General features: G+C 67.2%; 18 protein-coding genes and 1 pseudogene. 7 read left to right on the plus strand and 12 right to left on the minus strand.

Features of this window, described 5'->3' with window-relative positions:
• Positions 1-28: 28 nt before the first annotated feature.
• A complete protein-coding gene (locus tag QH195_RS20125; RefSeq protein WP_280436563.1) occupies positions 29-661 on the minus strand; it encodes an MBL fold metallo-hydrolase in 633 nt (210 codons plus the stop codon).
• On the minus strand, positions 658-1743 hold the full coding sequence (locus QH195_RS20130) for an S-(hydroxymethyl)mycothiol dehydrogenase (protein WP_280436564.1): 1086 nt from the start codon (positions 1741-1743) through the stop codon (positions 658-660). Before QH195_RS20130 ends, QH195_RS20125 begins: the two co-directional genes overlap by 4 nt.
• Before the next feature lie 273 nt (positions 1744-2016).
• On the opposite strand from QH195_RS20130, the gene QH195_RS20135 reads away from it, so the two are divergent.
• A complete protein-coding gene (locus QH195_RS20135) occupies positions 2017-3288 on the plus strand; it encodes a helix-turn-helix transcriptional regulator (protein WP_280436565.1) in 1272 nt (423 codons plus the stop codon).
• On the opposite strand, the gene QH195_RS20140 is transcribed toward QH195_RS20135, so the two are convergent.
• Positions 3285-4220 (minus strand): LysR family transcriptional regulator, encoded by a 936-nt coding sequence (locus tag QH195_RS20140; protein WP_280436566.1) that lies wholly within the window; start codon positions 4218-4220, stop codon positions 3285-3287. The genes QH195_RS20135 and QH195_RS20140 overlap by 4 nt on opposite strands.
• Positions 4221-4281: 61 nt before the next feature.
• Between QH195_RS20140 and QH195_RS20145 the strand changes: the two genes are divergently transcribed.
• Positions 4282-4692: a DUF5997 family protein gene (locus tag QH195_RS20145; protein WP_280436567.1), complete on the plus strand. Its 411-nt coding sequence runs from the start codon at positions 4282-4284 to the stop codon at positions 4690-4692.
• A gap of 30 nt (positions 4693-4722) precedes the next feature.
• Here the strand turns inward: QH195_RS20145 and QH195_RS20150 are convergent, their stop codons facing one another.
• Positions 4723-5100, minus strand: coding sequence for a winged helix-turn-helix transcriptional regulator (locus QH195_RS20150; RefSeq protein ID WP_280425962.1), 378 nt, complete (start codon positions 5098-5100; stop codon positions 4723-4725).
• Between the two features lie 114 nt (positions 5101-5214).
• Here QH195_RS20150 and QH195_RS20155 point away from each other — a divergent pair, with 114 nt between their 5' ends.
• The 4 genes and pseudogenes from QH195_RS20155 to QH195_RS20170 form a co-directional block, all read left to right on the plus strand.
• Complete coding sequence (locus QH195_RS20155; protein WP_280436568.1) at positions 5215-6063, plus strand: SDR family oxidoreductase; 849 nt, start codon at positions 5215-5217, stop codon at positions 6061-6063.
• A gap of 297 nt (positions 6064-6360) precedes the next feature.
• Positions 6361-6771: a YbaB/EbfC family nucleoid-associated protein gene (locus QH195_RS20160; RefSeq protein ID WP_280436569.1), complete on the plus strand. Its 411-nt coding sequence runs from the start codon at positions 6361-6363 to the stop codon at positions 6769-6771.
• Positions 6772-7122: 351 nt separating this feature from the next.
• Positions 7123-11361 carry a zeta toxin family protein gene (locus QH195_RS20165; RefSeq protein ID WP_280436570.1) on the plus strand — a complete coding sequence of 1413 codons (4239 nt, stop codon included), beginning with the start codon at positions 7123-7125 and terminating at the stop codon, positions 11359-11361.
• A gap of 146 nt (positions 11362-11507) precedes the next feature.
• Positions 11508-12332: pseudogene (locus QH195_RS20170) on the plus strand (SAM-dependent methyltransferase); the annotation flags it as partial.
• 84 nt (positions 12333-12416) lie between these two features.
• On the opposite strand, the gene QH195_RS20175 reads toward QH195_RS20170, so the two are convergent.
• From QH195_RS20175 to QH195_RS20210, 8 genes are all read right to left on the minus strand, one after another.
• Positions 12417-14039 (minus strand): PQQ-binding-like beta-propeller repeat protein, encoded by a 1623-nt coding sequence (locus tag QH195_RS20175; RefSeq protein ID WP_280436571.1) that lies wholly within the window; start codon positions 14037-14039, stop codon positions 12417-12419.
• Positions 14040-14367: 328 nt separating this feature from the next.
• Entirely contained in the window at positions 14368-14748 is a 381-nt protein-coding gene (locus QH195_RS20180; RefSeq protein WP_280436572.1) for a peptidoglycan-binding domain-containing protein, read from the minus strand.
• Positions 14749-14862: 114 nt separating this feature from the next.
• On the minus strand, positions 14863-15999 hold the full coding sequence (locus tag QH195_RS20185; RefSeq protein ID WP_280436573.1) for a BTAD domain-containing putative transcriptional regulator: 1137 nt from the start codon (positions 15997-15999) through the stop codon (positions 14863-14865).
• Entirely contained in the window at positions 15981-17471 is a 1491-nt protein-coding gene (locus QH195_RS20190) for a serine/threonine-protein kinase (protein ID WP_280436574.1), read from the minus strand. The genes QH195_RS20185 and QH195_RS20190 overlap by 19 nt, the downstream gene beginning before the upstream one ends.
• Before the next feature lie 441 nt (positions 17472-17912).
• Positions 17913-19247 (minus strand): MDR family MFS transporter, encoded by a 1335-nt coding sequence (locus QH195_RS20195; protein WP_280436575.1) that lies wholly within the window; start codon positions 19245-19247, stop codon positions 17913-17915.
• Positions 19228-20013, minus strand: a complete 786-nt coding sequence (locus tag QH195_RS20200) for an ABC transporter ATP-binding protein (RefSeq protein WP_280436576.1) — start codon at positions 20011-20013, stop codon at positions 19228-19230. The genes QH195_RS20195 and QH195_RS20200 overlap by 20 nt, the downstream gene beginning before the upstream one ends.
• Entirely contained in the window at positions 20010-21005 is a 996-nt protein-coding gene (locus tag QH195_RS20205) for a FecCD family ABC transporter permease (protein ID WP_280425979.1), read from the minus strand. The genes QH195_RS20200 and QH195_RS20205 overlap by 4 nt, the downstream gene beginning before the upstream one ends.
• A gap of 71 nt (positions 21006-21076) precedes the next feature.
• Positions 21077-22126: an ABC transporter substrate-binding protein gene (locus tag QH195_RS20210; protein ID WP_280436620.1), complete on the minus strand. Its 1050-nt coding sequence runs from the start codon at positions 22124-22126 to the stop codon at positions 21077-21079.
• A 368-nt stretch (positions 22127-22494) separates the two neighbouring features.
• On the opposite strand from QH195_RS20210, the gene QH195_RS20215 reads away from it, so the two are divergent.
• A complete protein-coding gene (locus QH195_RS20215; RefSeq protein ID WP_280436577.1) occupies positions 22495-23817 on the plus strand; it encodes a wax ester/triacylglycerol synthase family O-acyltransferase in 1323 nt (440 codons plus the stop codon).
• The last annotated feature ends 128 nt before the right edge of the window (positions 23818-23945 follow it).

Raw genomic sequence — 23945 nt, forward strand, 5'->3', positions numbered from 1 at the left:
CCCTCGAACGATGCCGGCCAGAATCAGGTCAGTGGCCGCGGGCGATCCATTCGGCGAGGTGGGGGGCTTCGGTGCCGATGGTGGTGCCGTCGCCGTGGCCGGTGTAGACGCGGGTGTGTTCGGGGAGGGTGAGCAGGCGGTCGCGGATGGAGCCGATGATGGTGGGGAAATCGGAGAAGGAGCGGCCTGTGGCTCCCGGTCCTCCGGCGAACAGGGTGTCGCCGGAGAACAGGGCGGCGGCTTCGGGGACGTGCAGGCATACCGATCCGGGTGAATGACCGGGGGCGTGGATGATGTGCAGTTCGGTGCCCGCGACGGCGATGCGCTGGGTGTCGGTGAGTGGCCAGTATTTCTGGCCTGGATGGGTTTGCTGCCAGAGGGGGTCGTCGCCGGGGTGGACCAGAACCGGTGCGCAGGTGTTCTCGCCGAGTTGCGGGGCGAAGGTGATGTGATCGTTGTGGGCGTGGGTGCAGACGACGGCGACGACATTGCGGTCGCCGATGGCTTCGAGGACGGGTCCGGCCTCGTGTGCGGCGTCGACCACGACGACCTCGTCGTCGTTGCCGACGACCCAGACGTTGTTGTCGACCTCCCAGCTTCCGCCGTCGAGTTCGAAGACTCCGGAGGTCACGACCTGCTCGATGCGGAGCCGCCCGGTCACAGTATGACCACCGAGCGCAGCACGTTGCCTTCGTGCATGGTGTGGAATGCCTGCTCCACCTGGTCGAGGCCGATTCGTTCGGTGACGAACTTGTCCAGCGGCAGCCGGCCTTGCTGGTACAGGTCGATCAGCATGGGGAAGTCGCGTTCGGGCAGGCAGTCGCCGTACCAGGAGGATTTCAGTGCTCCGCCGCGGGAGAAGAAGTCGATCAGCGGTATGTCGAGGCGCATATCGGGGGTGGGTACGCCGACCAGGACGACGGTGCCGGCGAGGTCGCGGGCGTAGAAGGCCTGCCGCCAGGTCTCGGGGCGGCCGACGGCGTCGATGACGATATCGGCGCCGAATCCGCCCGTGAGTTCTTGTACGGCGGCGACGGTGTCGGTGGTGGTGGCGTCGACGGTGTGAGTGGCGCCCAGTTCGCGGGCCCAGGTGAGTTTCTTCTCGTCGCGGTCCACGGCGATGATCGTGGACGCTCCGGCCAGGCGGGCACCCACGATGGCGGCGTCACCGACACCGCCGCAACCGATCACCGCGACCGAATCGCCCCGGCCGACGTTGCCGGTGTTCACCGCGGCGCCGAGCCCGGCCATCAGCCCGCAGCCGATCAGACCGGCCACGGCCGGATCGGCCGCGGGGTCGACCTTTGTGCATTGGCCCGCATGGACAAGGGTTTTCTCGGCGAAGGCGCCGATACCGAGTGCAGGTGTGAGTTCGGTGCCGTCGGTCAGGGTCATCTTCTGGGTCGCGTTGAAGGTGTCGAAACAGTACTGCGGCCGGCCCCGTTTGCAGGCACGGCAGCTACCGCAGACTGCCCGCCAGTTCAGCACCACGAAATCACCGACCGCGACGGCCTCGACTCCCTCGCCGACGCTGTCGACTGTGCCGGCCGCTTCGTGGCCGAGCAGGAACGGGAACTCGTCGTTGATGCCGCCCTCGCGGTAGGTGAGGTCGGTGTGGCACACCCCGCACGCGGCCACCGACACCACGACCTCTCCCGGGCCGGGGTCGGGAATGACGATATCGGTCAGTTCGACCGGTGCACCGGGCTTCCGGGCGATGACTCCGCGGACCTGCTGTGGCATGTCGGGTTGATCCTCCGATGACGTCGAACGAGGGCAACCATGCGCTGTATCGCATGGCGGATCGACGGTATCGGCAGGCGACCGTACGTGGACCTGGCCGGAAGGCGGGGAAACCCTATCCTGTTGGATAGGTCTGTCTCGTACGCGGCGGTTGCTCCCCGAGGAGTTCATCCACGTCTCGATACCGAGTGCGGTACACCGTCCGCGGGTACGCAGAGCCGCGGACCGAAGTTCACCGGCCTCGAAACCTCTGGCGGTTCTACAGTGAGGATGGTGAGTGATGTGGCGGTAGTGCAGCCGAATGTGGGAGCGTCGGTTTTGCCGGGGTTGCGGGAGGTCGTGGACGGCCCCCTGGTGGGGATCGCATCCCGGCTGTCCCGCTTTCTGGCCGGTGACTGGCCGCATCGGGCGCTGGTGATCTTCACCCGCGAATGTACCGGCCGGCCGCGCAAGGTGGCCGGCGCCGAGGAAATCGTCGACCGGATCACCATCGCGGAGCTCGAGGAACTGAAATCAACTGTCGAGCCCGCCGGCTGCTACGCGGGCGAGGCAGCGTTGACCGGGGGCCGGCTGTGGGTCTGGGCAGTACGGGACCGCGCGGACACCCTCCTGGTCCTCGTTCCGCCGCATCCCCGGCAGCTGCCGTGTCCGGTCGAACTCATGGCCGTATTCGGGATGGTGGCGACCTCGATCCGGCAGCAGGTGGTGCAGGCCAGCCCGGAATACCTGGCGGAGTCACGGGCAGCGTCCACCGCGCGGGCCCACGCGGTGGCCGAACTGACCGCCGCCCACGAAGCCGTGCTCGGCAGTCTGCTCCTGACACTGCGCTCGCCCGGACTGGACGACCAGCGGGCACGCACCACAGCGGCGTCGGCTGCCTCGGATGCGCTGATCGCGCTGCGCTCGGCGCGCGAGACCGATCAGGCACTCACCGAAGAGGCACCGGTCGCGGCTTTCGAACGATTGCGCCGAGACCTGGGACCACTGCTGCACCATCGGCAGATAACCGCCGAATTCGTCGCGCCGCCGCTCGACGGCCGGCACCTGCCGGGCGAGGTCGCCCACGGCGCTCGCGCGATGACGCAATCCGTCGTGCTCGCCTTCGCGGCGCAAACCGACCTCGAACGCCTGCGCATCGCCTGGAGCTGTGCCGCGAATCGGCTCGTGGTCGACATCCGCGACGATGCGGCGGGCCGCCTGGATTCGGCCACCGTACGACACAGTCTCGAAGGCAGAGTGCACACGCTGCACGCCGAATGGGATATCGAAGTACTACCGGGCTGGGGCAGCAGGGTAACCATCGGCCTCCCGCTCGACCCGCCCGCCGCCCCTGCCCCCGGACACGAGCTGACGAGCTTGAACCGCCGCGAACGAGAAGTGCTGGCGCTCATCGCCGCGGGCATGCGCAACAAAGCCATCGCGGCCGAACTGGGGGTCGCCGAGAGCACGATCAAATTCCATGTCGCCGGATTGCTGAAAAAGCTCGACGTGTCGTCGCGTGGCGAGGCCGCCGTGATCGGGATACGGGCCGGACTACCTGGTTAGCGTCTACGTCCCCGGCCAGGCTTCTTCGCGGCGGGGGCCGGTTTCTCAGAGATACGCGGTCGTTTGCGCGGTGGATGCGGCTTCCGCGACTCGGTTTCGGGGCGTTTTCCGGCGGGGGACCGGGAGCTGTGTTCGGAGCGGCCGCGCACTACGCCGATGAACTCCTCCGTCAGATCGGTGGTCCCCGCCGAGGGCCAGGCCAGGGCGATTTCGGTGTCGTCGGTGTCGGTCACCGTGCGGTAGATGAGATCGCGCCGGTGGTGCAGGCGGGCGATCGAATGGGGCACGATGGCTAGGCCGACGCCGGCGGCGACGAGTTCGATGGCGGATCGGACGGTGTCGATATCGGTGGTGTCCTGCAGGCGCTCGTCCGCGAGATCGGCCATGCCGACCTCGTCGACCAGTGAGATCTCGTGGTCCTTGGGTGCCACGACGACGGGCAACTCACGGTAGAGCGGGATCGCGTTCATACCGGCGCGGTCGATCGGCAAGCGGACGAAGCACATGTCGACGCGGCCCTCGCGCAGCGCCGCCTCCTGATCGGCCTGGGCGACAGCTACCAGCTCGAGCGGGGTATCAGGGAAGCGCCGGCCCCAGATCCGCTGCCACTTGCCGACGGTGACGCCGGGCACGAACCCGACCCGCAGTACGGCGGGAGCAGCGCCCGCAGCGCTGCCCACCTCGTTCTCGGTACGCGCGATGATGTCGCGCGCCTCCCGCAGCAACTCCCGGCCGGCATCGGTCAGCTGGGTCGGTTGTGCTCCCGGCACGAACAGTTTCGTATCGAGCTCGGTCTCCAGGTCGATAACGGTGTGGCTGAGCTTCTGGCGGGAAATGTGCAAAGCCTTCGCGGCGCGTGCGAAGTGCAGTTCCTCCGCGACCGCGGTGAACCACCGCAAGCGTTGCACATCGATCGAGGAGAACCGGCTCATACCGGCAAGCGTATGGCACCGCGGAGTCCGGACCCGCTCGGCGGCCCGATACGCTGGTCCGGTGAGCCAGGACAAGAAACCGCAGATGATGAAGCCGTTGACCGCGGCGAACAAGCTCGGCATCTATCTTCCGGCGGCTCCCGAAGAATTCCGGAACGGCCCGATCTCCCGGACCGAGCTGGACGAGCTCCGGGCGAACCCGCCGCAATGGCTCACCGAGCTGCGCCGCACCGGACCGTTCCCGCGCGATATCGTGGCCCGTAAGCTCGGCATCTCCAATAGCGGCCTGACCCGCGCCGGCGTCTCCGATTCGCTCACCGCCGAAGAGATCGCCGCTTTCCTCGCCGATCCACCGGAGTGGCTTGTCCGCGAACGCGAAAGCTATGCCGCCGTGCGCGCCGAGGAGGAACGAGCCCAGGCCAAAGAGGCCGAACGCCGGGCGGCGACCAACCGGGCGGCGAAGGGCTACTAGGTTTTCGGTGCTCGATATCGCGTCTCGGCGCTATTCGTGGGTGCTGTCGTAGTCCTGCTGCGCGGCAGTGATTTCGGCGATATTGGCTTCGAGTACGCCGATCAGTCCGAGGAGATGCTCGGCGACGCGCGACCCCAGCGGTGTGAGGCTGTATTCCACTTTGGGTGGGATGGTGTTCTCGGCCCGGCGGGATACCAATCCGTCGCGCTCGAGTTGCTGCAATGTCTGTGCGAGCATGCGCTCGCTGACGCCGTCGACATGCCTGCGCAGTTCACCGAACCGGTGCGGGCCCTCGCCCAGTGCGGCGAGTGCGAGTACGCCCCAGCGGCCGGTCGCGTTCTGTAGCACCTGCCGGGACGCGCACGCACGTGCGAACACATTCGCTTCGAGTGCGGGTTGCGACGTCACGCACGTCAGGATACACGGACGAACGCAACATAAGTAACTTACTGAAAGGCTTGCACTTACTATTAGTAAGTGATTTGATGGCGACGTATCGGACCTTCACACTCGAGGAGCTTCATGACTATCGCTGTCACCGGTGCCACCGGCCATCTCGGACGCCTGGTCGTCGCCGCGCTGATCGAGCGCGGCGTCGATCCGTCCACTGTCGTCGCGGTCGTTCGCGACGCCGCGAAGGCCACCGATCTCGCCGCACAGGGCGTGCAGGTGCGCGTCGCCGACTACACCGATCGAGACGCCCTCACTGCCGCGCTCGACGGTGTCGAAAAATTGCTGTTGATCTCCGGTAGCGAGGTGGGGCAACGCGTCGCGCAGCACACCAACGTAATCGAGGCGGCGAAGGCCGCCGGTGTGCGGTTCGTCGCCTACACGAGCCTGCTCGACGCGCAGCGCAGTCCGCTGTCGTTGGCTGCCGAACACAAGGCCACCGAGGATCTGCTCACCGAATCCGGGCTGGACGTCGCGTTGCTGCGCAACGGCTGGTACTGGGAGAACTATGCCTCCGCCGTCGACACCGCCGAGGCCACCGGTTCGCTGTTCGGTTCCGGCGGGACCGGCCGCGTCGCCGGGGCCGCTCGCAGGGATTACGCCGAGGCCGCGGCGGAGGTGCTGCTCGCCGACGACCAGGCCGGCAAGGTCTACGAACTCGGTGGCGACGAACGACTGACCTACAAGGAATTGGCCGAGGTCCTCTCGGGCATTGTGGGCAAGTCCGTCGCTTACCAGGACCTGCCGAGCGACGAGTATGCGAAGGTCCTCGAGAAGGGAGGAGTGCCCGCGCCGATGGCCGCCTTCCTCGCCGCTACCGACGCCGGCATCGCTGCCGGCGCCCTCGACACCGACAGCGGCGATCTCCAGCGACTCCTCGGCCGCGCCGGCACCCCGGCGGCAATGGTCCTCGCTCGCTGACCCGAAGATATGCCGCGGAGGGCAGCACGGGCGCTGCTCTCCGGCCGACGGCGACGCCGTGACGGATCGAGACGGGCAGTTCCGCTCGCCACCCCGGACCCCCGGTGTGCACAATGCACTGATAACCGTCCGAATTATGTCCTTTCGGGGCATTTCGTCATCCGCGCCCCCTCATTAACCTCGGAATATCTCTGTGCGGAAGTAGATCATGGCTCGGGCGGATCGGCCCGGTAAGGCTCGGCGGCGTCCACCCGGCACGACGCGCGGACGCCTGATCCGGCTCGAAAGGATGTCGATATGGACCGGAACCACTTCGAACACTTCGGTTCGGCCGCTCGTGATATGCGCTCGCGGATGCACGAAATACTGGATGCCTACGAGCAACAGCAGACACAGGTCGGTGAGGTGCAGCGGCAGTTGGCCGATTTGCGGGTTCAGGCCGCAACATCCGACGGCTCGGTGCACGTGACCGTGGATTCGGCCGGGGCGGTACTCGAGGTCTTCGTGACCCCCGCAGCCATGCGCGGTACCGCCGGACAGCTGAGTGGGCTGCTCACCGATACCGCGCGTGAGGCCGCCCGGCTGGCGAAAGAGCAGGCCGCTGCCGTGGTGGCGCCGCTGGCCGGCCTCGCCGGCGGTATGCCCGAGCTATCCGAGCTCGTTCCGGGAACCTCGGCAGCAGGCCATGAGGTCACCGTCGAATCCTGACACCGCAACCGGCAGGATGACGTACATCCCGGCTCGTCCACCCATCGGCCGGATCGGCGCCACTTGTCCCCGCAGCAGCCGCAGGCGTCGAGGGCCGTGGGTTTCTCATTGATGGGTGGCCGGGGTGCGGTGTGAGACCTTGTGCCCCGCCGATGTCGAGTCTGTTGTCGGGTCGATGGTCATGTCGAGGTGAGTCGGTTGGTCGCTCTGCCGGAAGGCTTTCCGTGGGGGGTGTGCGAGCCGATACTGGGCCCGTTTCCGCGAGGCAACCCGGAGGCGTTGCGAGCGGGGGGCGATGCCTGGGAACGGGCGGCACGAAGGTGTCTTTCGGAGGCCGAAGGGCTCGAGGGCGTGGCATCCTCCGTGCCGGAGTGTTCGACCGGGGACACAGCGGCCGAGGCGCAGCGGGCTCTGGTCGGAGCGGCGGCCCAGAAGCGTGATCTGGCTGTGTATTGCGAGAGCAAGGCGGTCGAGTGCCGCGAGACGGCCAACGCCATCGAGCTGGGACAGTTCACCTGGATTGTCATGGGTTCGGCGCTGGTGGTGGAGTTGCTGGCGTCGCTGGCGATGCCGGTAGGCGGGATGGCTGCGGCCGCCGGGGTACGGGCGGCCGCACGAAAAGGTTGGCAACTGGCGTGGTTGCAGTTGATCGAGTCGGTGATGGCGCTGTGTGCCCGGTTGTCGGCGTCGCGTGCGGCATTGATCGGTCAGGGAATCGTGGTGGGTGGAGTGTTCGGCGGTGGCGTCACCTGGGCTGGGCAGGTGTGGCAGCAGCATCGGGGGGATCGGGACAGGATCGACTGGGAAACGGTGACGGTGTCCGGAGCCGGGGGTTCGGCCGGCGGTTTGGGCGCGGGAGTGCTGTACACGCGGCCGGTGGCGGGGGCGTTGGCGCGATTGCAGGCGACCGGGACCCGGGGTGCCGATGCGATGGCGATGCTGCTGGCCGGTGGTGCGGCCGGGGTAGCCGGTGGGGTGACCGGCACCCTGGGGGGTGCGGTGGCCGCGAGTGCGTACCGCGGGGACCCCGCGCTCCCCGCCGGGTCGGAGTTCTATCTGGGCGCGGTCAGCGGCGCTTTGGAAGGTTTGCTGTCCGGGGGTGTACACACCGTCGGCCACTCGGCCAGCCCGCCGCAGCCGCCGGCCGCGGTGCTCGGCCGCACTGCCCGGCCCCCGAAACCCGGTGACCTGGCAGAAATATTCACTCGCGATCTGAACTCGCGCGCATCGGGTCCGTCCGGTGGTGCCCACTCTCCCGGCACAGCCGCGACCGGTCCTACGCACTCCCCGTCCGAACCCGCCGACCGGTCGCCGACCGGCCCGGCGAATCCGGTGCAACCTGTTGCGGAATCGGGCGCCGGGGCGGCAGAAACCACAACCGACCGTGATCCCGCAGCGGCAACAACCGATCAGCTCTCACCCGACGACAGATCGGCAACAGTTCCGAGCCCCGAGCACACCACCCCCGGTGCCACGGCAGAAGCCGGCACCACCGCCTATCCCGGCGTCGACTCACACCCCCGCCCTGCCACGCACGGTGACCCGGCGGGGCACTCCGCCCCCACCACTCCGGCTCGTGCCGGCAGCCGCTCGACTCCACTCGACATCGCCACCACACCGGACGATGTCCCACGCCAGGCCGTCGGCGCCCCGATCACCACGCCGCCCCGTCTCGCCAGTCCCTGGCATTCGCCCGGTACGAGCCCATACCCGGCCGTCCTCGCCGGACCCGGGAATTCCACCGACGGCGGTTTCGCCGAGCGCATCGATCCGGCCCGGGCCGGGCCGGTCGCCGGGCGCGAGCAACCGATGGTCTTACCCGATGACTCCGATGCTCGGAGACCGGGCGACGCTCCGGCCGGACCGGCGAACCCGGCGGAAGTGGTCAAACCCGCGCAGGCCGAGGCCGACCGAGCCGACCTGCGCGAACAGCAGCTGCAGGCCTCGCGGGTACGTGACGGTGATCCGCTCTTCGGGCAGGAACCGCCTCGCGTGCAGGGGACCGAGGATATCCACGAGCCCGTGACCCGTCAGGAGGGCGACCCGAGCCCTCCGGTGCCCGGGGAAACCCCGCCGGCCGACGAGCGAGGGTGGCGGCACCGGCGTATCGAGGACGAGTCCGAGCTGGCGCGAATGCTCTATCACCGACCGGAGACCAGACAAGTCGTCATCGCCGTGATCGACCGGTTGCGCGAAGTCCTTTCGGCCCTGCATCCGCAAGCGACTCGCGAACAGATCGACAATGCCTTCTACACGCCCGAGGAGACGATTTCGGGCGGAATGGTATTGCGGTCGGTGCCGTTGGACGAGTTGCGGCGAGACGGCAATGTGCGTGAGCTGATGGCCGCGGTGCAGAATGCGATGTGGCGCAGCCGGGAGCTGTCCAACCCTTCGGGCACGACGCTGGACGACGGTCTGTCGAGATTGCTCAACCAACCGGACTGGAACGAGCGGGCACAGCGGCTGGGGCTGAACGCCGACGCGCTGAACCGGCTGCGTGAAACGATCACCGGCGGCGACCCGGACGTGCCGATCGTCGCAGCAGATCTCCGCCAGGGGCGTAATGCCATGAGCGACCCCGGGTTCCTCGCAATACGTGAGGAGATCACCCACAGCGGCGCGGACAGAATGCTGCGTGAAATACCCGAGCAAGCACGTCTGAGCCTCACCGTTCAAGACTGGAGTCTGCTCGGTATGCCGTTGTCGGTCCGGGAATTGGAAGCGATTCCCGGTGGCCTGGTCGCGCTCCGGAAGACCCGGCTCGACCCACATCTGCCGCTACCGCGCGGCACTCGGGGACACGTCGATGTGAGAACGCTGGAAACTCGGCTCGCCGCCGAGAACAGCGCATTTCGCAATGTCGTTCCGCTCTACCGGTACGACGAGCACGGCCGCCGGCTGAGAGATGAATCAGGGCACGCCGTCGTGGACAGCATACTGGCGTACCACGAGGAAGGGCCCGTGGACGCCGCCACCGCGCTGCGTCTCGACCCGCAGCGATTCGCTGTTCCGCTGCCGTGGCGGCCGGGTGCGGCACGATTCGAATTCGAAAGCGACAGTGAATGGTTCCGGCAGGCTGCGGTCGAGCGTGGAGTTCCCGTTGTCTCCGGAGTTTCGGGAACTGCGGCGAGAATCGCGTCGAAATTCATCTGGATCATGCCTGCGGATGTTTCGAAGCTCGATTTCGCGGGAGCGATTCTGTCCATCCTGCTGCCGGCACATCACTCGCTCTACGAAACCGTTGGGGGATTGGCGATGGTCGGCTTGCTGGATGCAGCGATTTTCCGGGCATCGGACAGCACGGTCGCAGATCTGTATGAAGCGGTTTCCGGCCTGTTCGGACTTCCGGAGCGCGATGGGTTGTCAGGGCACGGTCGCGAGAACGGACAGCTGACCGGCCCCATCGGCGTCTCGGACTCGACCGGTACACCGGCGGCGAACACATCGGACACCGTGACGGAAGCGGCCCCTGCGGGTCCGGAGAAGCCGGTTCGGCGGTCGCCGCGTTTGCGGGAGGAGGTCGAGTCGGCGCGCCTGCTGTATCACCGGCCGGAGAGAGGTGTCGGTGCGAAACCGGCCGGACTGCACGACGTGCTCGCGGCCGGCGACCCCGGCGGTCCGGGGCGAGATCCACACTCGCGCAGCGGCGCCCACTATGCGACGACCGAGCCCGAGCTGCTGCCCCGCACCGGAGAATTCGAGCTGAATGATCGCCGGATCCGGTCGATTCTCGACGAGGAAGTAACGCCGGCGCTACTCGACGACCGGCCGGGGCGTCCCCTGAAACAGGTGGAAGAGCCGGTCCTCTACGTGGTCGGCGGGCAGCCCGGTGCGGGAAAATCGACACTGGTGGACAGTATCTGCGATCGCCTGGCCGACCGGGGTGGTGCGGCGTTGATTCAGGCCGACGAGCTGGAAAAATTCCATCCGGCATATTCCCGCCTATATCAGGAAAACGATTTCACGGCCCACGATTATTTGGTTCCGACGGCGCAGAAGTTGCGCAACATGTTCGAGGAGTTCCTGATACCGCTGCCGTACAATGTGCTTCTGGAAGGCGGTAATTCGGATCCCCGGGGTACGCTCGCTCGAATTCGACGGATAGCGGGAAGCCGGAGTCGGACGATTATGGAAGTAATAGCTCTGCCGAGGGAGCAGAGTGACCTGGCTCGGCTGGAGCGCTTCGTAAACGGCCGTGAAGCCGATGGATTCGGCCGCTATCTCACACGCCGGACGCACGACAGGCTGTATCTCGGCTGTTCGGAGCTGGTCGGGCTGGTCGAATCCGCAAAACCTGTTCCAGTGGATTTGTTGCGAATACGCACCCGCACCGACCTCCTTTACGAGAACTGTCGGAGCTCCGATGGGCAGTGGCACGATCCACCGCGTGCTCGGGCGGCATTGGAGGACGAAAGAAATCGGGAGTGGACAAGAGAAGAGTGCAGGTCATTCGAGGAACGAATCGCCAGGTTGAATGAGCTCGTGAACTCGAGGGTGGCTCAGGACCCCGCCCGCTGGGCGCCGCTGGTGCACGAGATCGACGGGTTGCGAGTGCTCGCGGAGCCCAAGCTGTCCCGGCCCGCGACGTAGGCCGACGAGGGCAGCCGAGGTTCGCCCGGGTGGAAGTCGAGCTCTCGTCCCTATCACCTTCTGCAACATCGCCATAACTAATGTTGCCGTGTTACCGTCGAGGTGCCTCGTATGAGGGGTGACCGCCCGGTTTGTGAGGAGACGTGATGGTGGCCGGTAGCGCCGCACCGATCGGGACCCACTGTGTGGGCGGGGACTTCGCCCGGCCCAGCGTTGCCCGTGTCTACGACTACAGCCTGGGCGGCAAGGACTGCTACGAGGTGGATCGCCGGGCGTTCGAGCGGATCAGACGGATCGCGCCACAGCAAGGCGATGTTCATGTCATGAACCGGCGCTGGCTGGCCCGCGCTGTCCGGATGTCGGCCGAGCGCTACGGGATCGGGCAGTTTCTCGATCTCGGTGCCGGACTCCCCACTCGCGACCCGCTCCATGTCGTCGCGCAGGAATGCGGGCGCCGGGAGGTGCGGGTTGTGTATGTGGACAACGACCCGTTGTGTGTGGCCTACGGGCGGGCGATGTTGGAACGCAACGAGAACACGTGGTGCCTGCCGTCCGATCTCACCGATGTCGCGACGACGCTGGAGACGGCCGGGCGTTATCTCGATCTGCGGGAGCCGGTCGGGGTCCTGTTCGGCGCGGTGCTGCACCACATCTCCGACGAGCAGTGCCCGGCTGCGGTTGTTTCCCGCTATATCGACCTGTTGCCCGCCGGGTCGTACGTGGCGATCAGCCACTACTGCGATCCCGGCCCCGCACACCCGGCGCTGCACGCGCTGGCCCGCCGGCTCGAAGGTGCGCATCTGGAAGCGGGTTTGGGGTCGGGACGGTTCCGGAGCCCGGAGGAGATCCGTGGTTTGTTCGGTTCGCTCGAACTCGTCGATCCTGGACTGACCCAGCTCGACGACTGGTGGCCGCCGGGACCGCCGACCGGGGCCCGGGCACCCGAAGCGCAGCTCATGCTCGGCGGGCTCGGCCGGAAACCGCGGCCGGGGGATCGTGCGGGTGCTGCCGACGCGGCGCTGAGCCCGGTTGTCGCTCTCTCGATCCGGGCAGAATCAGGGAAGACCGAAGGCCAGCAGGACATTGCCCGGCATACCGGTGGTGATCTGCCGGCCGTAACCGGAATTGGTGAACAGCATTCCGTTCGCGACGACGGCGCCGTGCCCGTTGATACCGCCGCCGGCGCCCGGTACCCCGTTCACGGTGTGGAAGTGCCGTGCCGTGTTGTATTCCCAGAGGATCGCACCGGTTTCGGCGGCGAAAACGCGCATCTTGCCGTCCAGACTGCCCTCGTAGACCAGGCCGGGTGTCGACGTGACAGCATTCGGCATGGCGAGCTGGCACAGCGGAAGCATCGGTAGCGGCGGTGGATCGAACAGGCAACCGTGGGCGGGGTTCGGCGTGCTCCAGATGACCTCGCCGGTCGCCGGGTGCAACGCGAAGAGTGTGCCCGGCGTGCCCTGGTAAGTGGCGACATACAGGCGGTGGCCGTCGAAACTGGCGCCCCATTGAATGCCTTGCAGCGATTCCGAGCCCGGGATGGGCAGCACCGGCACCGGCGTGTTCAACCTGGTCTGCCAGACGATCTCGCCGGTGACGGCGTCGAGTAGATGGTAGACACCGCTCTTCTGGCCCGCGCCGACGACCAGCCGGTCACCTATCTCGAAAATGTTCGGTTGCGAACCGAAGTCGAAATCGTGCCCGGGCTCGGGGCAGTTGCCGCCCGGCGGCGGGTAGGTGCAGCGGCCGTTCCAAGGGGCCTCCCCGGGAGTCATCCGCCGGACCCACCGGGCGGTTCCGCTGTCGATGTCCAGTGCGCCGATCGCTTCCGCACCCTCGGGATAGCCGGTGTAGGCGTTGCCGGCGGTGTAGTACAGCGTGCGTGACTCGGGATGGATCGTGGGTGAGGACCACACCGGCGCACCGCTAGGGGTAAACGGCGGTGATCCACTGGGGGTCGGCTCCGATGCCGGGATCGTGTAGTGCTGCCATTGCACCTCGCCGGTCGCGGCGTCGAGCGCCACAACACTTCCCCGGAAGGTGCAACACGGGTACAGGTCGCTGGTGGCGGCACCCAGCTCTTGACTGGACACACCGACATAGACGTGACCGTCGAACACGAGGGGTGAACCGGTGATGATCGCGTACCGATGGTTGTCCAGTCGGCGAACCCAGCGCTGGGCACCGGTCTGTGCGTCGAGGGCCCACATCCTGGCCGAATTGTCGCCGAAGTAAACCGTTCCATCCACGACCGCGGGCCCGTTGCGCAGCCCGTAGGTCGGGAGATTTCCGCCGAGGGGCGTTTCGGCTCGGAACGACCACCGGGTCGCACCGGTGTACGCGTCCAGCGCATAGAACGTCCCGTTGCGACCACCGACATAGACGGTTCCGTCGACGACCGCCGGCTGGCTGGAAGCGGCGATCGAGTCGGGAAACGCGAACGCCCACTTCAACTGCAACGAGGACACGGTGGCCGGCGTGAGGGCGGTCTCGTGGGGATTGTGCCGGGACCCGGCGAGGTCGAACTGCCACATAGGCCAGTCATGGCCGGTGCCGGCCGATGGAACGGCGTTTCCGACGGTTGAGATCGGCAACAGCAAGAAAGCCGCGGCCAGGAGAATCGTGGAACGCAGGAGTGATTTCTTCCGCAGTCCGAATGCCCAAGCCGCGAAGATCATCGCCAGAGTCTTTCCGTTTATGGTGATGGAATCCTCCCACTCCTGAGGTCGGGGATTCTCGGACCGGAGATGAATTGTCGAAAATGTTATCTGCCTCGGCGCCGAACTCGTGCCGGCGGAGGATGCTGCCGACTGCCGCTCGATGCCTGATCGCGCCTGCGACTCGTACACCGTCGCTCGGTCCCGATACCCGGCAATGAATTCCCGGACCACGTCGAGCCCCAGGCCAGGTCCGGTGTGGTGCCGGACCTGACCTGGTCTCCAGACCGGACCCCACGGGCCGGGACCAATTTGTAATGCGTGCTCTACGCGGGTGGTTCAGCGTGTCCTAGTGCTCGAGTGACCGGATGAGCGCGGTCCAGGTGTCGGGTCCGACGATGCCGTCGGCCTCGATCCCGGCCGATCCCTGGTACTCGCGCACGATCTGTTCGGTGACGGGACCGAAGACGCCGTCCAGCGGTGTTCCGCGGAAACCGATGAGGTAGAGGATCTTCTGCGCGACATAGACGCAATCACCGGTCGAACCGCGCGACAGCGTCGGATGCGAGGACGCACAGGCATGGGCGGCGTTCTGCTCGGCGGACCTTGCGGGCGCGCCCTGGGCCTGGGCGAGCGCGCTCGAACCACCCGCGATGCTCAGCGCGATACCTGCGACCACGAGCGCTCGGAGTGCGCGGCCGGTTGGGCGTTTGGTGGACATCTCGTTCATTTCGGCTTCGGTTCCTTCGTGGTGACAGTTACTCGGGATACCCCGAGCAGGGTGAAATGAAGTTATCCACGCTCGCCAACGTCGCGCTCACGTCGCGCCAATGTGTCCTGACAATCACCGGTCAGGTTCGGAGAGGCGCACTTTCAACACCGTGGATCCCAGGCGGATGGTGTCGCCTGGTTCGAGCGGAGTCGCCGAGGTGATGCGGCGGTCGTTCACGTGAACCCCGTTCGCGGAGCCGAGGTCGGCGATGTGCGCGCGTTCACCGTCGCAGTCGACACGGGCGTGCCGGCGGCTGATCTTCGGATCGGCCAGCCGCAGATCGTTGCCGACGCCGCGGCCGATGCTCACACCGGCCTCGGTGACAGCGATCACCTGGCCATCATCGGAGGCCAGCATGATCGCCGACAGCGATTCCTGCAGGGTCGGCCGCTCTCCGTCCGGCACCGTTGAGCCGGAAACAGGAATTCCGGGCAGAGATTCGTGACGCAGTATCCGCTCCTGTAGTGCCCGGAGTTCTTGCGGCGCGTCCATACCCTGGTCGTGCAGCCGGTCCAGGATGACCCGGCATGCCCCGGCGGCGTCCTCGGCTCTGTCGCCGAGGTAGAGCGCGGTGACATAACGCGACCACACCGCGACCCCGGTGGGCGACTCGCCGGTCATGACCCGCAGTTCCCCGATGACCTCCCGGGCCCGGCCGCAGGCGATATCCATATCGATCCGGTCGATCACCGTCTGCCGCCGCTCCTCCTCCATGCGGACCCGGAAACCGTCCACGAATCGGGCGGCCGGCAGCCCGGCCAGCGCGTCCCCGGACCATTCCGCCAGCGCTCGCCGGAACGCACCCGACGCACCCTCGTAATCGCCTCTGTCCCGCGCCATTACAGCTTCCGTGCGGGCCTCGGTGAAACGGTGCAGATCGCACTCGCCGGGCCGGAGGAGCAGACGGTAGCAGCCGGATTCGGTGCGCAGCAGGTCGGTATCGGAAACGCCCGCGGCGCGGATGGCGGCGCGGATCCGCGCGATCTGGTTCTGCAGGCTGCTGCGGTAGGTGGGCGGTGGTTCGTCGTCCCAGACGCGCCGGCCGAGGTGTTGCGGGGACACCGCGACCCCGCGTTCGACGGCGAGTACCGCGAGGATCGTCTGCGTCCGGTGACCACTGAGGCGGAGTCGGCGGCCGCCGACCACCAGGCGCACCGGCCCGAGCAGTCGCATATCGATGGGTATCGGGCTCAGCCGAGGCTCCGGCATATTTCTGCAAACCCTCCGTCCGTTTCCCGGAACACCGGCCATCGCAGAACTGTGGCGCGGGTCCGTGGACCGTAGATGCCGTCGGCCATGGCGCCGGCGGTCTTCTGAAGCTGCTCGATCGCCGACTTCGTCGCGAAGTCGTAGGTTCCCGACATATCGACGGGAATCTGATGACACAGCGCGATCGCGCGCTGTACGGAGGACACGCTGTCGGTGCGGTCGCCGAGGTTCAGGATGCAGTTCGGCTCGTCTCGGGAGCTGTGGCCGGTCGGCAGTTCCACGTACGTGCGGTCGCCACTGAAGTGCCGGAGGGTCCAGTAACATCGTGCCGTCAGTCGGATGGGTGCCGTGCCGGTCGGGCCCGGACCCACGATCGGTACCGGGGTCGCCGGCGGGTCGGGTTCGGCCCGGACTGCCAGGGCCCAGCCGGCGGCGAGCGCGACGGTCAGCACGGCGAGCCCGGCGGCGAGCGTCCATGGCCGGCGAGGGAGAACCCGGGAGTCGAGCACGGTGGTGTCCCGGGAGACAATCGTTTCCGCGCCTGTGACCGTTCCGGCTACGGCCGGCTCGGATGTCATGGCCCGAGGCGGTGAAACGGTAGGGGCAGGGCGGGCCACCTCGACGACCACATTGTCCGACAGGGCTGCGCGGGCGGCGGTCGCCAGATCAGCGCAGCTCTGGAATCGATCGTCGGGATCCTTGGCCATCGCCTTGGCGATAACGGAGTCGAACGCCTCCGGCAGTTCCGGGCGGATACGTGTGGGCACCGGAGCAGGTTCGCTACGGTGTGCGTGGATCAGTTCCCGGTCGCCACGGTTGGGGTAAGGGTAGGAACCGGTGAGTAGCTGGTGCAATGTCGCCCCGAGCGAGTAGATGTCGCAGCGGTGGTCGGGCAGCGAACTGACGAAACGTTCAGGGGCCACGTAATGCGGCGAGTATTCACGTCTGCCGACACCGGTGAGGGTGGCGTCGTCTTCGAGGCTGCGGGCGATTCCGAAATCGGCGACCAAGACGCGTTCACCGCCGGCGACGGTGGAGACCAGCAGGTTGGACGGTTTGATATCGCGATGCACGACCTTGTTGTGATGGGCGTGGTCGATACCGGCGGCGGCGTCGGAAATGAAGCGGACAGCACGGTGCGGATCCAGTCCGGCGCCGGCGTCGAGCAGTACCTCGGCAGCATTGGGACCATCGACGTATTCCATATCGATCCAGCACAGCCCGTCGTCGGTGACACCCCGGTCGTGTATCCGCACGACGTTCGGATGCGACAGCCCGCAGACGAGTTCGGCTTCCCGCCCGAACATGCGCAACCCGCGCGGGTCGGCGCGTGCGGGGTCGAATACCTTGAGCGCCACTTTTTTGGACGGCAGCCGTGGGTGCACCGCGCGGTAGACAACTCCCATCCCTCCGCGGCCCAGTTCTCGATCGATCCGGTAACCCGCGAATTCCTCACCGATGCGCAGAACCACATCCGCCCTTCGTTCCGGCCGTCACCCGTAACCTGCCGGCGGCTCTCCGGGGCCGCCGCGATACGCCGGTTCTCGTCCATGCCAACACTTTTCGTGCCGACTTCTCCGCGCGCGAAGAATATCAGGCTCCGGGCGGCCGGGAGGGCGGTCGCAGCGACCGTCGATCCGGTTCAGGACCCACGAAACGGTAACGACGCAATATCCGGTGCTCCGGGGGACTCGACCGGCACTGCTGTACACAGCGAAGCGCCGACGCCCGGTGCTGGAACGGGGGATGCCGCACCTCGGGGAGCCGGCGCGGCACTCGACCGTGACCCAGACGCTACAGCCGCGCCGCCACAGGCTTGAATCGCGCCGGCGGACCATACGGCCACCATTCATCCGGCTCACCAGGTCAGGTGCCCCAGAACGGCAGGCTTCGCGGCCGCTCGGCCGTCGGTGCTATCCGGCACCGCGCGCCAGGTATGCCGATGCGGAATCATGTGAGCGCAGTTGGAGCTTCAAGGCCAGCGAGCTCGCAAGTAGTGCCAGGGCGACAGCGCACCACGGCATGGTGAGTCCCCAGCCTGTGGTGGCCGGCAACATGTCGATCAGGACTCCGGTGAGCACCGAGCCGACCAGGACGGCGAGTCCGCCGATCGAGGCGAAAAGCCCATAGTACGACCCGAGACGGCGTTCAGCGGCCATGCGTGGCACCAGATCTCGGGCGAGGGGCATGGTAGTCATCTGTCCCAGTGTCAGGAGGAGAGTGAATACGGCGGGCGGGATGAGTGCGGGCACGCCGTGGAGTTGCCTCGGCGCCAGGAGAGCCATCACGACGAATGCGGCGGCCGTGACGATCAGACCCCCGGGCAGGGCCGCGGCGGTGCGCACCCGCCGGGTGATGGGTAGCTGGGCGATGACGACGAATACCGACGCCAGCGCGAAGTACCAGCCCAGCGGCGCCTGCGACCCCCATGCGCGGTCGAGCTCCAGCGGTAACAGCAGGTACAGCTGGTTGTACGCCACCAGCTGAGAACTCATCGCCACCGCGAACAGCAGAAAGGTTCTGTTGGCGAGCACTTCCCGCCAGCCGTCGAGCCAGCTTTCGGCAGTGTGGGCGCCGGGCTGTGTGGGGAGCCGCCGCAGATGGACGACCAGGATTACGGCGAAGATGCCGGCCGCAACCAGGCAGGCGGCGGAGAAGCCGGCCACCAGCAGGAGCGATCCGAGCAGCGGGCCGATGAACGTGCCGATCTGGCCGTACGCGGCGAAGAGCGCGAAAACATCCTTTCGGGATCGGCCGCCGTCCTCGGCGTCTCCGGCGGCGGTCGCGAGGGCGGACTCGACTGCCGGGGAGAACAGTGCCCCGGCGAATCCGCTCAGGACGGTCGCCACCACGATTCCGGGTACCGACCCGGCGAAGGCCAACCCGGCGAAGCCGAGGATCCGGCACACACAGCCGGCGACGACCACGGGTTTCACACCCCACCGATCCGCGAGCGAGCCTCCGATGAAGAACAGGCCCTGCTGGGAGAACGTGCGGAGCCCGAGCACCACGCCGACGAACGCCGCCCGTAGGCCGAGATCCTCCGTCAGGTGCACCGACAGGTACGGCAACACCATGAAAAAGCCGATATTGAACGCCAGTTGGGTGAGAACGAGCAGCCGGACGGTCGGGGTCGCCGCCGTGAGGCCGGTCAGCAGCGACCATCGGCGCCCGAGCGCCCGGGGAGTACGTGCCGCCGCGCCGGACGGTGGCGAGGCACGCCGGCCGTTACCGCGCGGGGACGGCAACAGGCCCCGGTTCGAACAGGATCGACAGCCGCCCCTTCGACTCGTCGACAAGAACCTCGGCGCGGACGTTGTACACCCGGGCGATCAGTTCGGAGGTCAGGACCTCCGCAGGTTTTCCGCCGGCCACGACCCGGCCCTCTTTCAAAACGACGACGGTATCGCAGAACATGGCAGCGAGGTTGAGGTCGTGCAGGGCGATCACACTGGTGACGGGCAGCCGGGTGACCAGCGCCAGCAACTCCAGTTGATGGTGGATGTCCAAGTGATTGGTCGGCTCGTCCAGGAGGAGCTCACGCGGCTCCTGAGCCAGGGCGCGGGCGATCTGGACACGTTGCTTCTCCCCACCGGAAAGCCGGTGCCAGAGCCGGTTCGCTTTCGCGGTGAGGCCGGTGTGCTCGAGCGCGGCCGCCACCGCGGCGTCATCGGTGGTGGGGTTCCCGCCGAATGTTGTCCGGTGCGGGATGCGTCCGAGGCGCACCACGTCACCGACCGTGATGTCGAGGTCGGTGTCGGCGTGCTGGGCGACGACGGCCACCGCGCGCGCAATCTCTTTGCGCCGCATGGTGGACAGATCGTCGCCGTCGAGGGTGACAACACCCGCGGTCGGGCGTACGACACCGTTGAGCAGATGCAGCAGCGAGGATTTCCCGGAGCCGTTCGGACCGAGTAGGCCCACGGTCTCGCCCGGTGCCGGAGTCACCGTGACTCCGTCGACAACGAGCGCACCGCCGCGGTTCCAGCTGACGGTATCCGCGTGCAGAGTCACCGGACTCTCCTCCTGCGCGACAGAATGAGGATGAACGCGGGCACGCCGACCAGCGCAGTGCCCACACCCACCGGCAGGGGGGTGGGTGCGAAGGCGACGCGGGAGACGGCATCCACCCACACCATGAAGACCGCCCCCAGTAGTGCCGTCGCGGGAACCAGCCGGCTGTGCCGGGGCCCCAGCAGGAACCGCGCGGCGTGCGGGAGCACCAGCCCGACGAACCCGATGGCACCGGCGACACTGACGAGGGTCGCGGTGATGATCGCCGTGCACACCAGGAGCATGAGCCGGAACTTCCCGACCGAGATGCCGAGCGATCCCGCGACCTCGTCACCGAATGAGAAGGCATCCAGGACGTACGCGTAGTACAGGCACACCGCCGTCCCGGCGAGCACCACCACCGCACACAGCCGGACATCGTCCCAGCGGACGCCTTCGAGCGACCCGAGGAGCCAGAACATCACACCACGGGTCTCGTCGGAGTCCGCGAACGCGAAGATGACGAACGAGGTCAGCGCCGAGAACAGCTGTGTACTGGCGACACCGGCGAGGATGACTCGGTCGTTGCTGCCGCCGGAGAGGCGGGCGAGCAGCAGCACCAGCCCGAATGCGATCAGCGCTCCGATGAACGCACCGCCGGACAACCCGAGCGCGGCGCTGCCCACGCCGAGAACACCTACGATGACGGCACCTGTCGACGCGCCGGACGAGATGCCCAGGACGAACGGGTCCGCCAGCGGGTTGCGCAGAAGTGACTGCATGATCACGCCGCAGATTCCGAGCCCCGCCCCGCATGCGGCAGCCACCAGTGCGCGCGGGAGCCGCTCCTCCCAGACGATCGCGTTCTTTGCCGCCCGCACCGGAATATCGGTGAGGCCCAGGTGATTGAGCAGGACGTCACGGACGTTCACCAGTGAGATGTCCGCCGGGCCCAAGGTGACGGCGACGAGGACCGACAGAGTGAGCGCGACGACCCCGCCGACTGTGATCAGCGACCCGGCGACCCATCCTCGCCCCCGAGCCCGTTCGGGGACGACGGTGTCGGCACGGTCGCGGGTGGCGGTCAGTTGGGCACCTGCCCGTCGCGAAGCCCGGCGACGATTTTCTCGAGTCCGTCGATGGCCCGGATGGACGGGTTCATCTCGGCGCCGTGCAGGGCGATGTACCGCTTGTCGCGCACGGCATCGAGGTTGCGCGTGACGGGATCGGATTCGAGGAAGGTGATCTTGTCGGCCAGCAGGTCCCCGGGAAAGCGGTTGCGCATCAGGTCGCCGAGGACGAGCACATCCGGATTGCGTTCGACGACTGTTTCCCAGCCGACCGCGGGCCAGTCGTCGGTCAGCTCCGCGAAAGCGTTGGTGGCACCGACCGAGGTGGCGAGCAGGTTCGCCGAACCCAGCCCCCCGGCCACGTACGGGCTTTTGGTATCGGCGAACCAGAACGCCATCGACACATTCGACTTCTCGAGGCCGGCCAGGGCCGCGGTCTCGCGGCTCTGCAGTTCGTCGATGAGTTGCGCGCCCCGGTCGTTCACATCGAAGACGGCGGCGAGCTCACGGATCTCCTGATACAGCGAATCCATCGTCAGGGGTGTGGTGCGCTTCCCGCCACCGTTGACGCTCACACCGTTGTCGCAGTCGGTCGGTGACAGATACGACCCGATCCCGGTCTCTTCGAAACGGCTCCGCTCTGCGACGCCGCCTTGCGCGAAATGCCGGCCGAACGACGCGGTGACGAAGTCGGGATCGGCTCCCAGGACGACCTCGTAGGTCGGTGCGTTCTCCGCGAGGCGCGGAACCGACGCGTTCGCTGTGGCCAGGTTCTCGCGAATGGGATCCGTCCACGATGCGGTTCCCACCATCCGGTCGCCGAGGCCGAGCGACAGCAGGATCTCGGTCGAACCCTGATCCAATGACACGACCCGTTGCGGTGCCGCGTCGACGGTGATCGTCTCACCACAGTTGTCGAGGACTACCGGGTAGGTGGTACTGCCTTCTCCGGCGGATACGGTGCGGGGGTCGTCGACCTGCTCGGATTGCCCGCAGGCGACGAGGGTGCTCGCCAGCACGGCGGCGACGGCCACGAGACCGATCCGGCCCACGGAAGTTTTCACGTTCGTCACGGCTTTCTGCTTCTCGGCGACAGGTGGTGCTCCGCGCGATCATTGTGAGGCCGGAAACCACAACCCGAACCGAGGAAGCCAGCGAACGTTAGCATAAGTAACCCTATCCTAAGTATCGGGTGTAGCCGCAGCTCGGAGTCGGTCGGTTGCGGACCTGCCACGGGTTTCGGGTCAGTCATCGGTGAGTATCGCCCTGGTCCACCTGGGCGCGGTGCGGGACAATGGGAGTCGTCGATCAACGGATAGATCAGACCGGTAAGGCGTACGGCTATCGGCTCCTGGACTGTCGGCCCTACCCGGTCGGACCGCACGGGCCCGGTGTCCTACTCCGGCCGCCCCGCAGGAAAGGACCGGCGGAGATGACCGAGTTGCAGCCGCTGGATACGGGCTTCATCGAACTGGAGGATGCCGATCCCCGGGTCAGCCTGGGTATCGCCGTCGTCGCGGTCATGGCCGGAGCGCCGCCGCCGCGGCACCGGCTGGCAGAAACGCTGAATCGGCGGTTGTCCGCTGTACCGCGGTTGCGACAGCGGGTGCGCCGAACACCCTTGGATCTGACCGCACCGGTGTGGGAGGACGACCCCCGGTTCGATATCGCGCACCACCTTCGATGGACCGCGCTGCCCTCCCCGGCCGACGAAACGACACTGTGGGAGCTGGTGGCCGCAGAAATCGAAGAGCGCCTGGATCGCGACCGTCCGCTCTGGTCCTGCACCGTGGTGGAGGGGCTGACCGAGGACCGCTGGGCCCTGCTGATGAAGGCCCATCACAGCCTGGTCGACGGGGTGTCCGGCGTCGGTGTGTTCGAGAAGCTCTGCGATCCGTGGCCGGCGGCTACGCCGGCCGATGCGCCCGCTGTCCGCCGCGGACGTCGACGGCCGGGGATCTCCCGAATGCTGAAGTTGCCGATCGCGGTGCCGGGATCGGTGCTCGGCACGGTCCGTAGCCTCGTTCCGGTCGGCGCTGCCGTGGTCGGATCGGCCCCGGAGTCGTCGCTGAACGGGCCGATCGGCCACCAACGCCGATACGTTGCGGTGCGGTTACCGCTGCGGTCGGTGCGAGATATCGGCAACGCCTACGACGTCACCGTCAACGATGTGGTCCTGGCGGTACTCGCCGCGGGGTACCGCGAGCTGTTGCTACGCCGCGGCGAGGAACCCACCGCACCCGGATTACGGATCCTGGTGCCGGTATCCATGCGAGCCGAGCATGCGAAATACGTTATGGACAATCGCGTTTCGGCGGTACTGCCGTATCTGCCGGTCGACCGGGCCGACCCGGTGGAGCGCCTGCGCACCGTGCACCAGCGGATGCGGCACGAGAAGGCCGGCGGTGCGGCAGGCGCCGAGCACACGGTTCTGGGGCTGGCACATCTGCTGCCGTTCGCCGCCGTCGCCTGGACACTGCGCGCGGTTGCCCGGTTTCCGCAGCGCGGTGTCGCCGCGCTGGCAACCAACGTGCCGGGCCCGCGACAACAACTCAGGCTGCACGGCCGGCCGGTGCTGGAACTGCTGCCCGCGGTCCCGATCGCCATGCGGCTGCGCACCGCGATCGCGATACTCAGCTACCACGACCAGCTGGTATTCGGAATCACCGGTGACTACGACACGACCCCCGATATCGAAACCCTCGCCGAAGGGATCCAGCGGGCCATAGGCGAACTCGCCGACCGTGCCGGCTGACAGAGTTACTGTCGATACCCCGGGAACAGGTGTACGACGGAACCGCCCGCGGCCGGGTGCATTCAGTCCTGCGCCGAGCGCGTGTGCACCTAGTCGGTTGCTCGGCAGTCTCGTCCTGGCCGGGGACG

The sequence above is a fragment of the Nocardia carnea genome, assembly GCF_029868855.1.
GTDB classification, from domain to species: Bacteria; Actinomycetota; Actinomycetes; order Mycobacteriales; family Mycobacteriaceae; genus Nocardia; species Nocardia carnea_A.

What these genes read in the sequence shown, in the direction of transcription:
- QH195_RS20155 (WP_280436568.1), top strand. Translation starts at nt 5,215, where the DNA reads ATGACTATCGCTGTCACCGGTGCCACCGGCCATCTCGGACGCCTGGTC.
- QH195_RS20140 (WP_280436566.1), bottom strand. Translation starts at nt 4,220, where the DNA reads ATGAGCCGGTTCTCCTCGATCGATGTGCAACGCTTGCGGTGGTTCACC.
- QH195_RS20160 (WP_280436569.1), top strand. Translation starts at nt 6,361, where the DNA reads ATGGACCGGAACCACTTCGAACACTTCGGTTCGGCCGCTCGTGATATG.
- QH195_RS20175 (WP_280436571.1), bottom strand. Translation starts at nt 14,039, where the DNA reads ATGATCTTCGCGGCTTGGGCATTCGGACTGCGGAAGAAATCACTCCTG.
- QH195_RS20180 (WP_280436572.1), bottom strand. Translation starts at nt 14,748, where the DNA reads ATGAACGAGATGTCCACCAAACGCCCAACCGGCCGCGCACTCCGAGCG.
- QH195_RS20185 (WP_280436573.1), bottom strand. Translation starts at nt 15,999, where the DNA reads ATGCCGGAGCCTCGGCTGAGCCCGATACCCATCGATATGCGACTGCTC.
- QH195_RS20215 (WP_280436577.1), top strand. Translation starts at nt 22,495, where the DNA reads ATGACCGAGTTGCAGCCGCTGGATACGGGCTTCATCGAACTGGAGGAT.
- QH195_RS20130 (WP_280436564.1), bottom strand. Translation starts at nt 1,743, where the DNA reads ATGCCACAGCAGGTCCGCGGAGTCATCGCCCGGAAGCCCGGTGCACCG.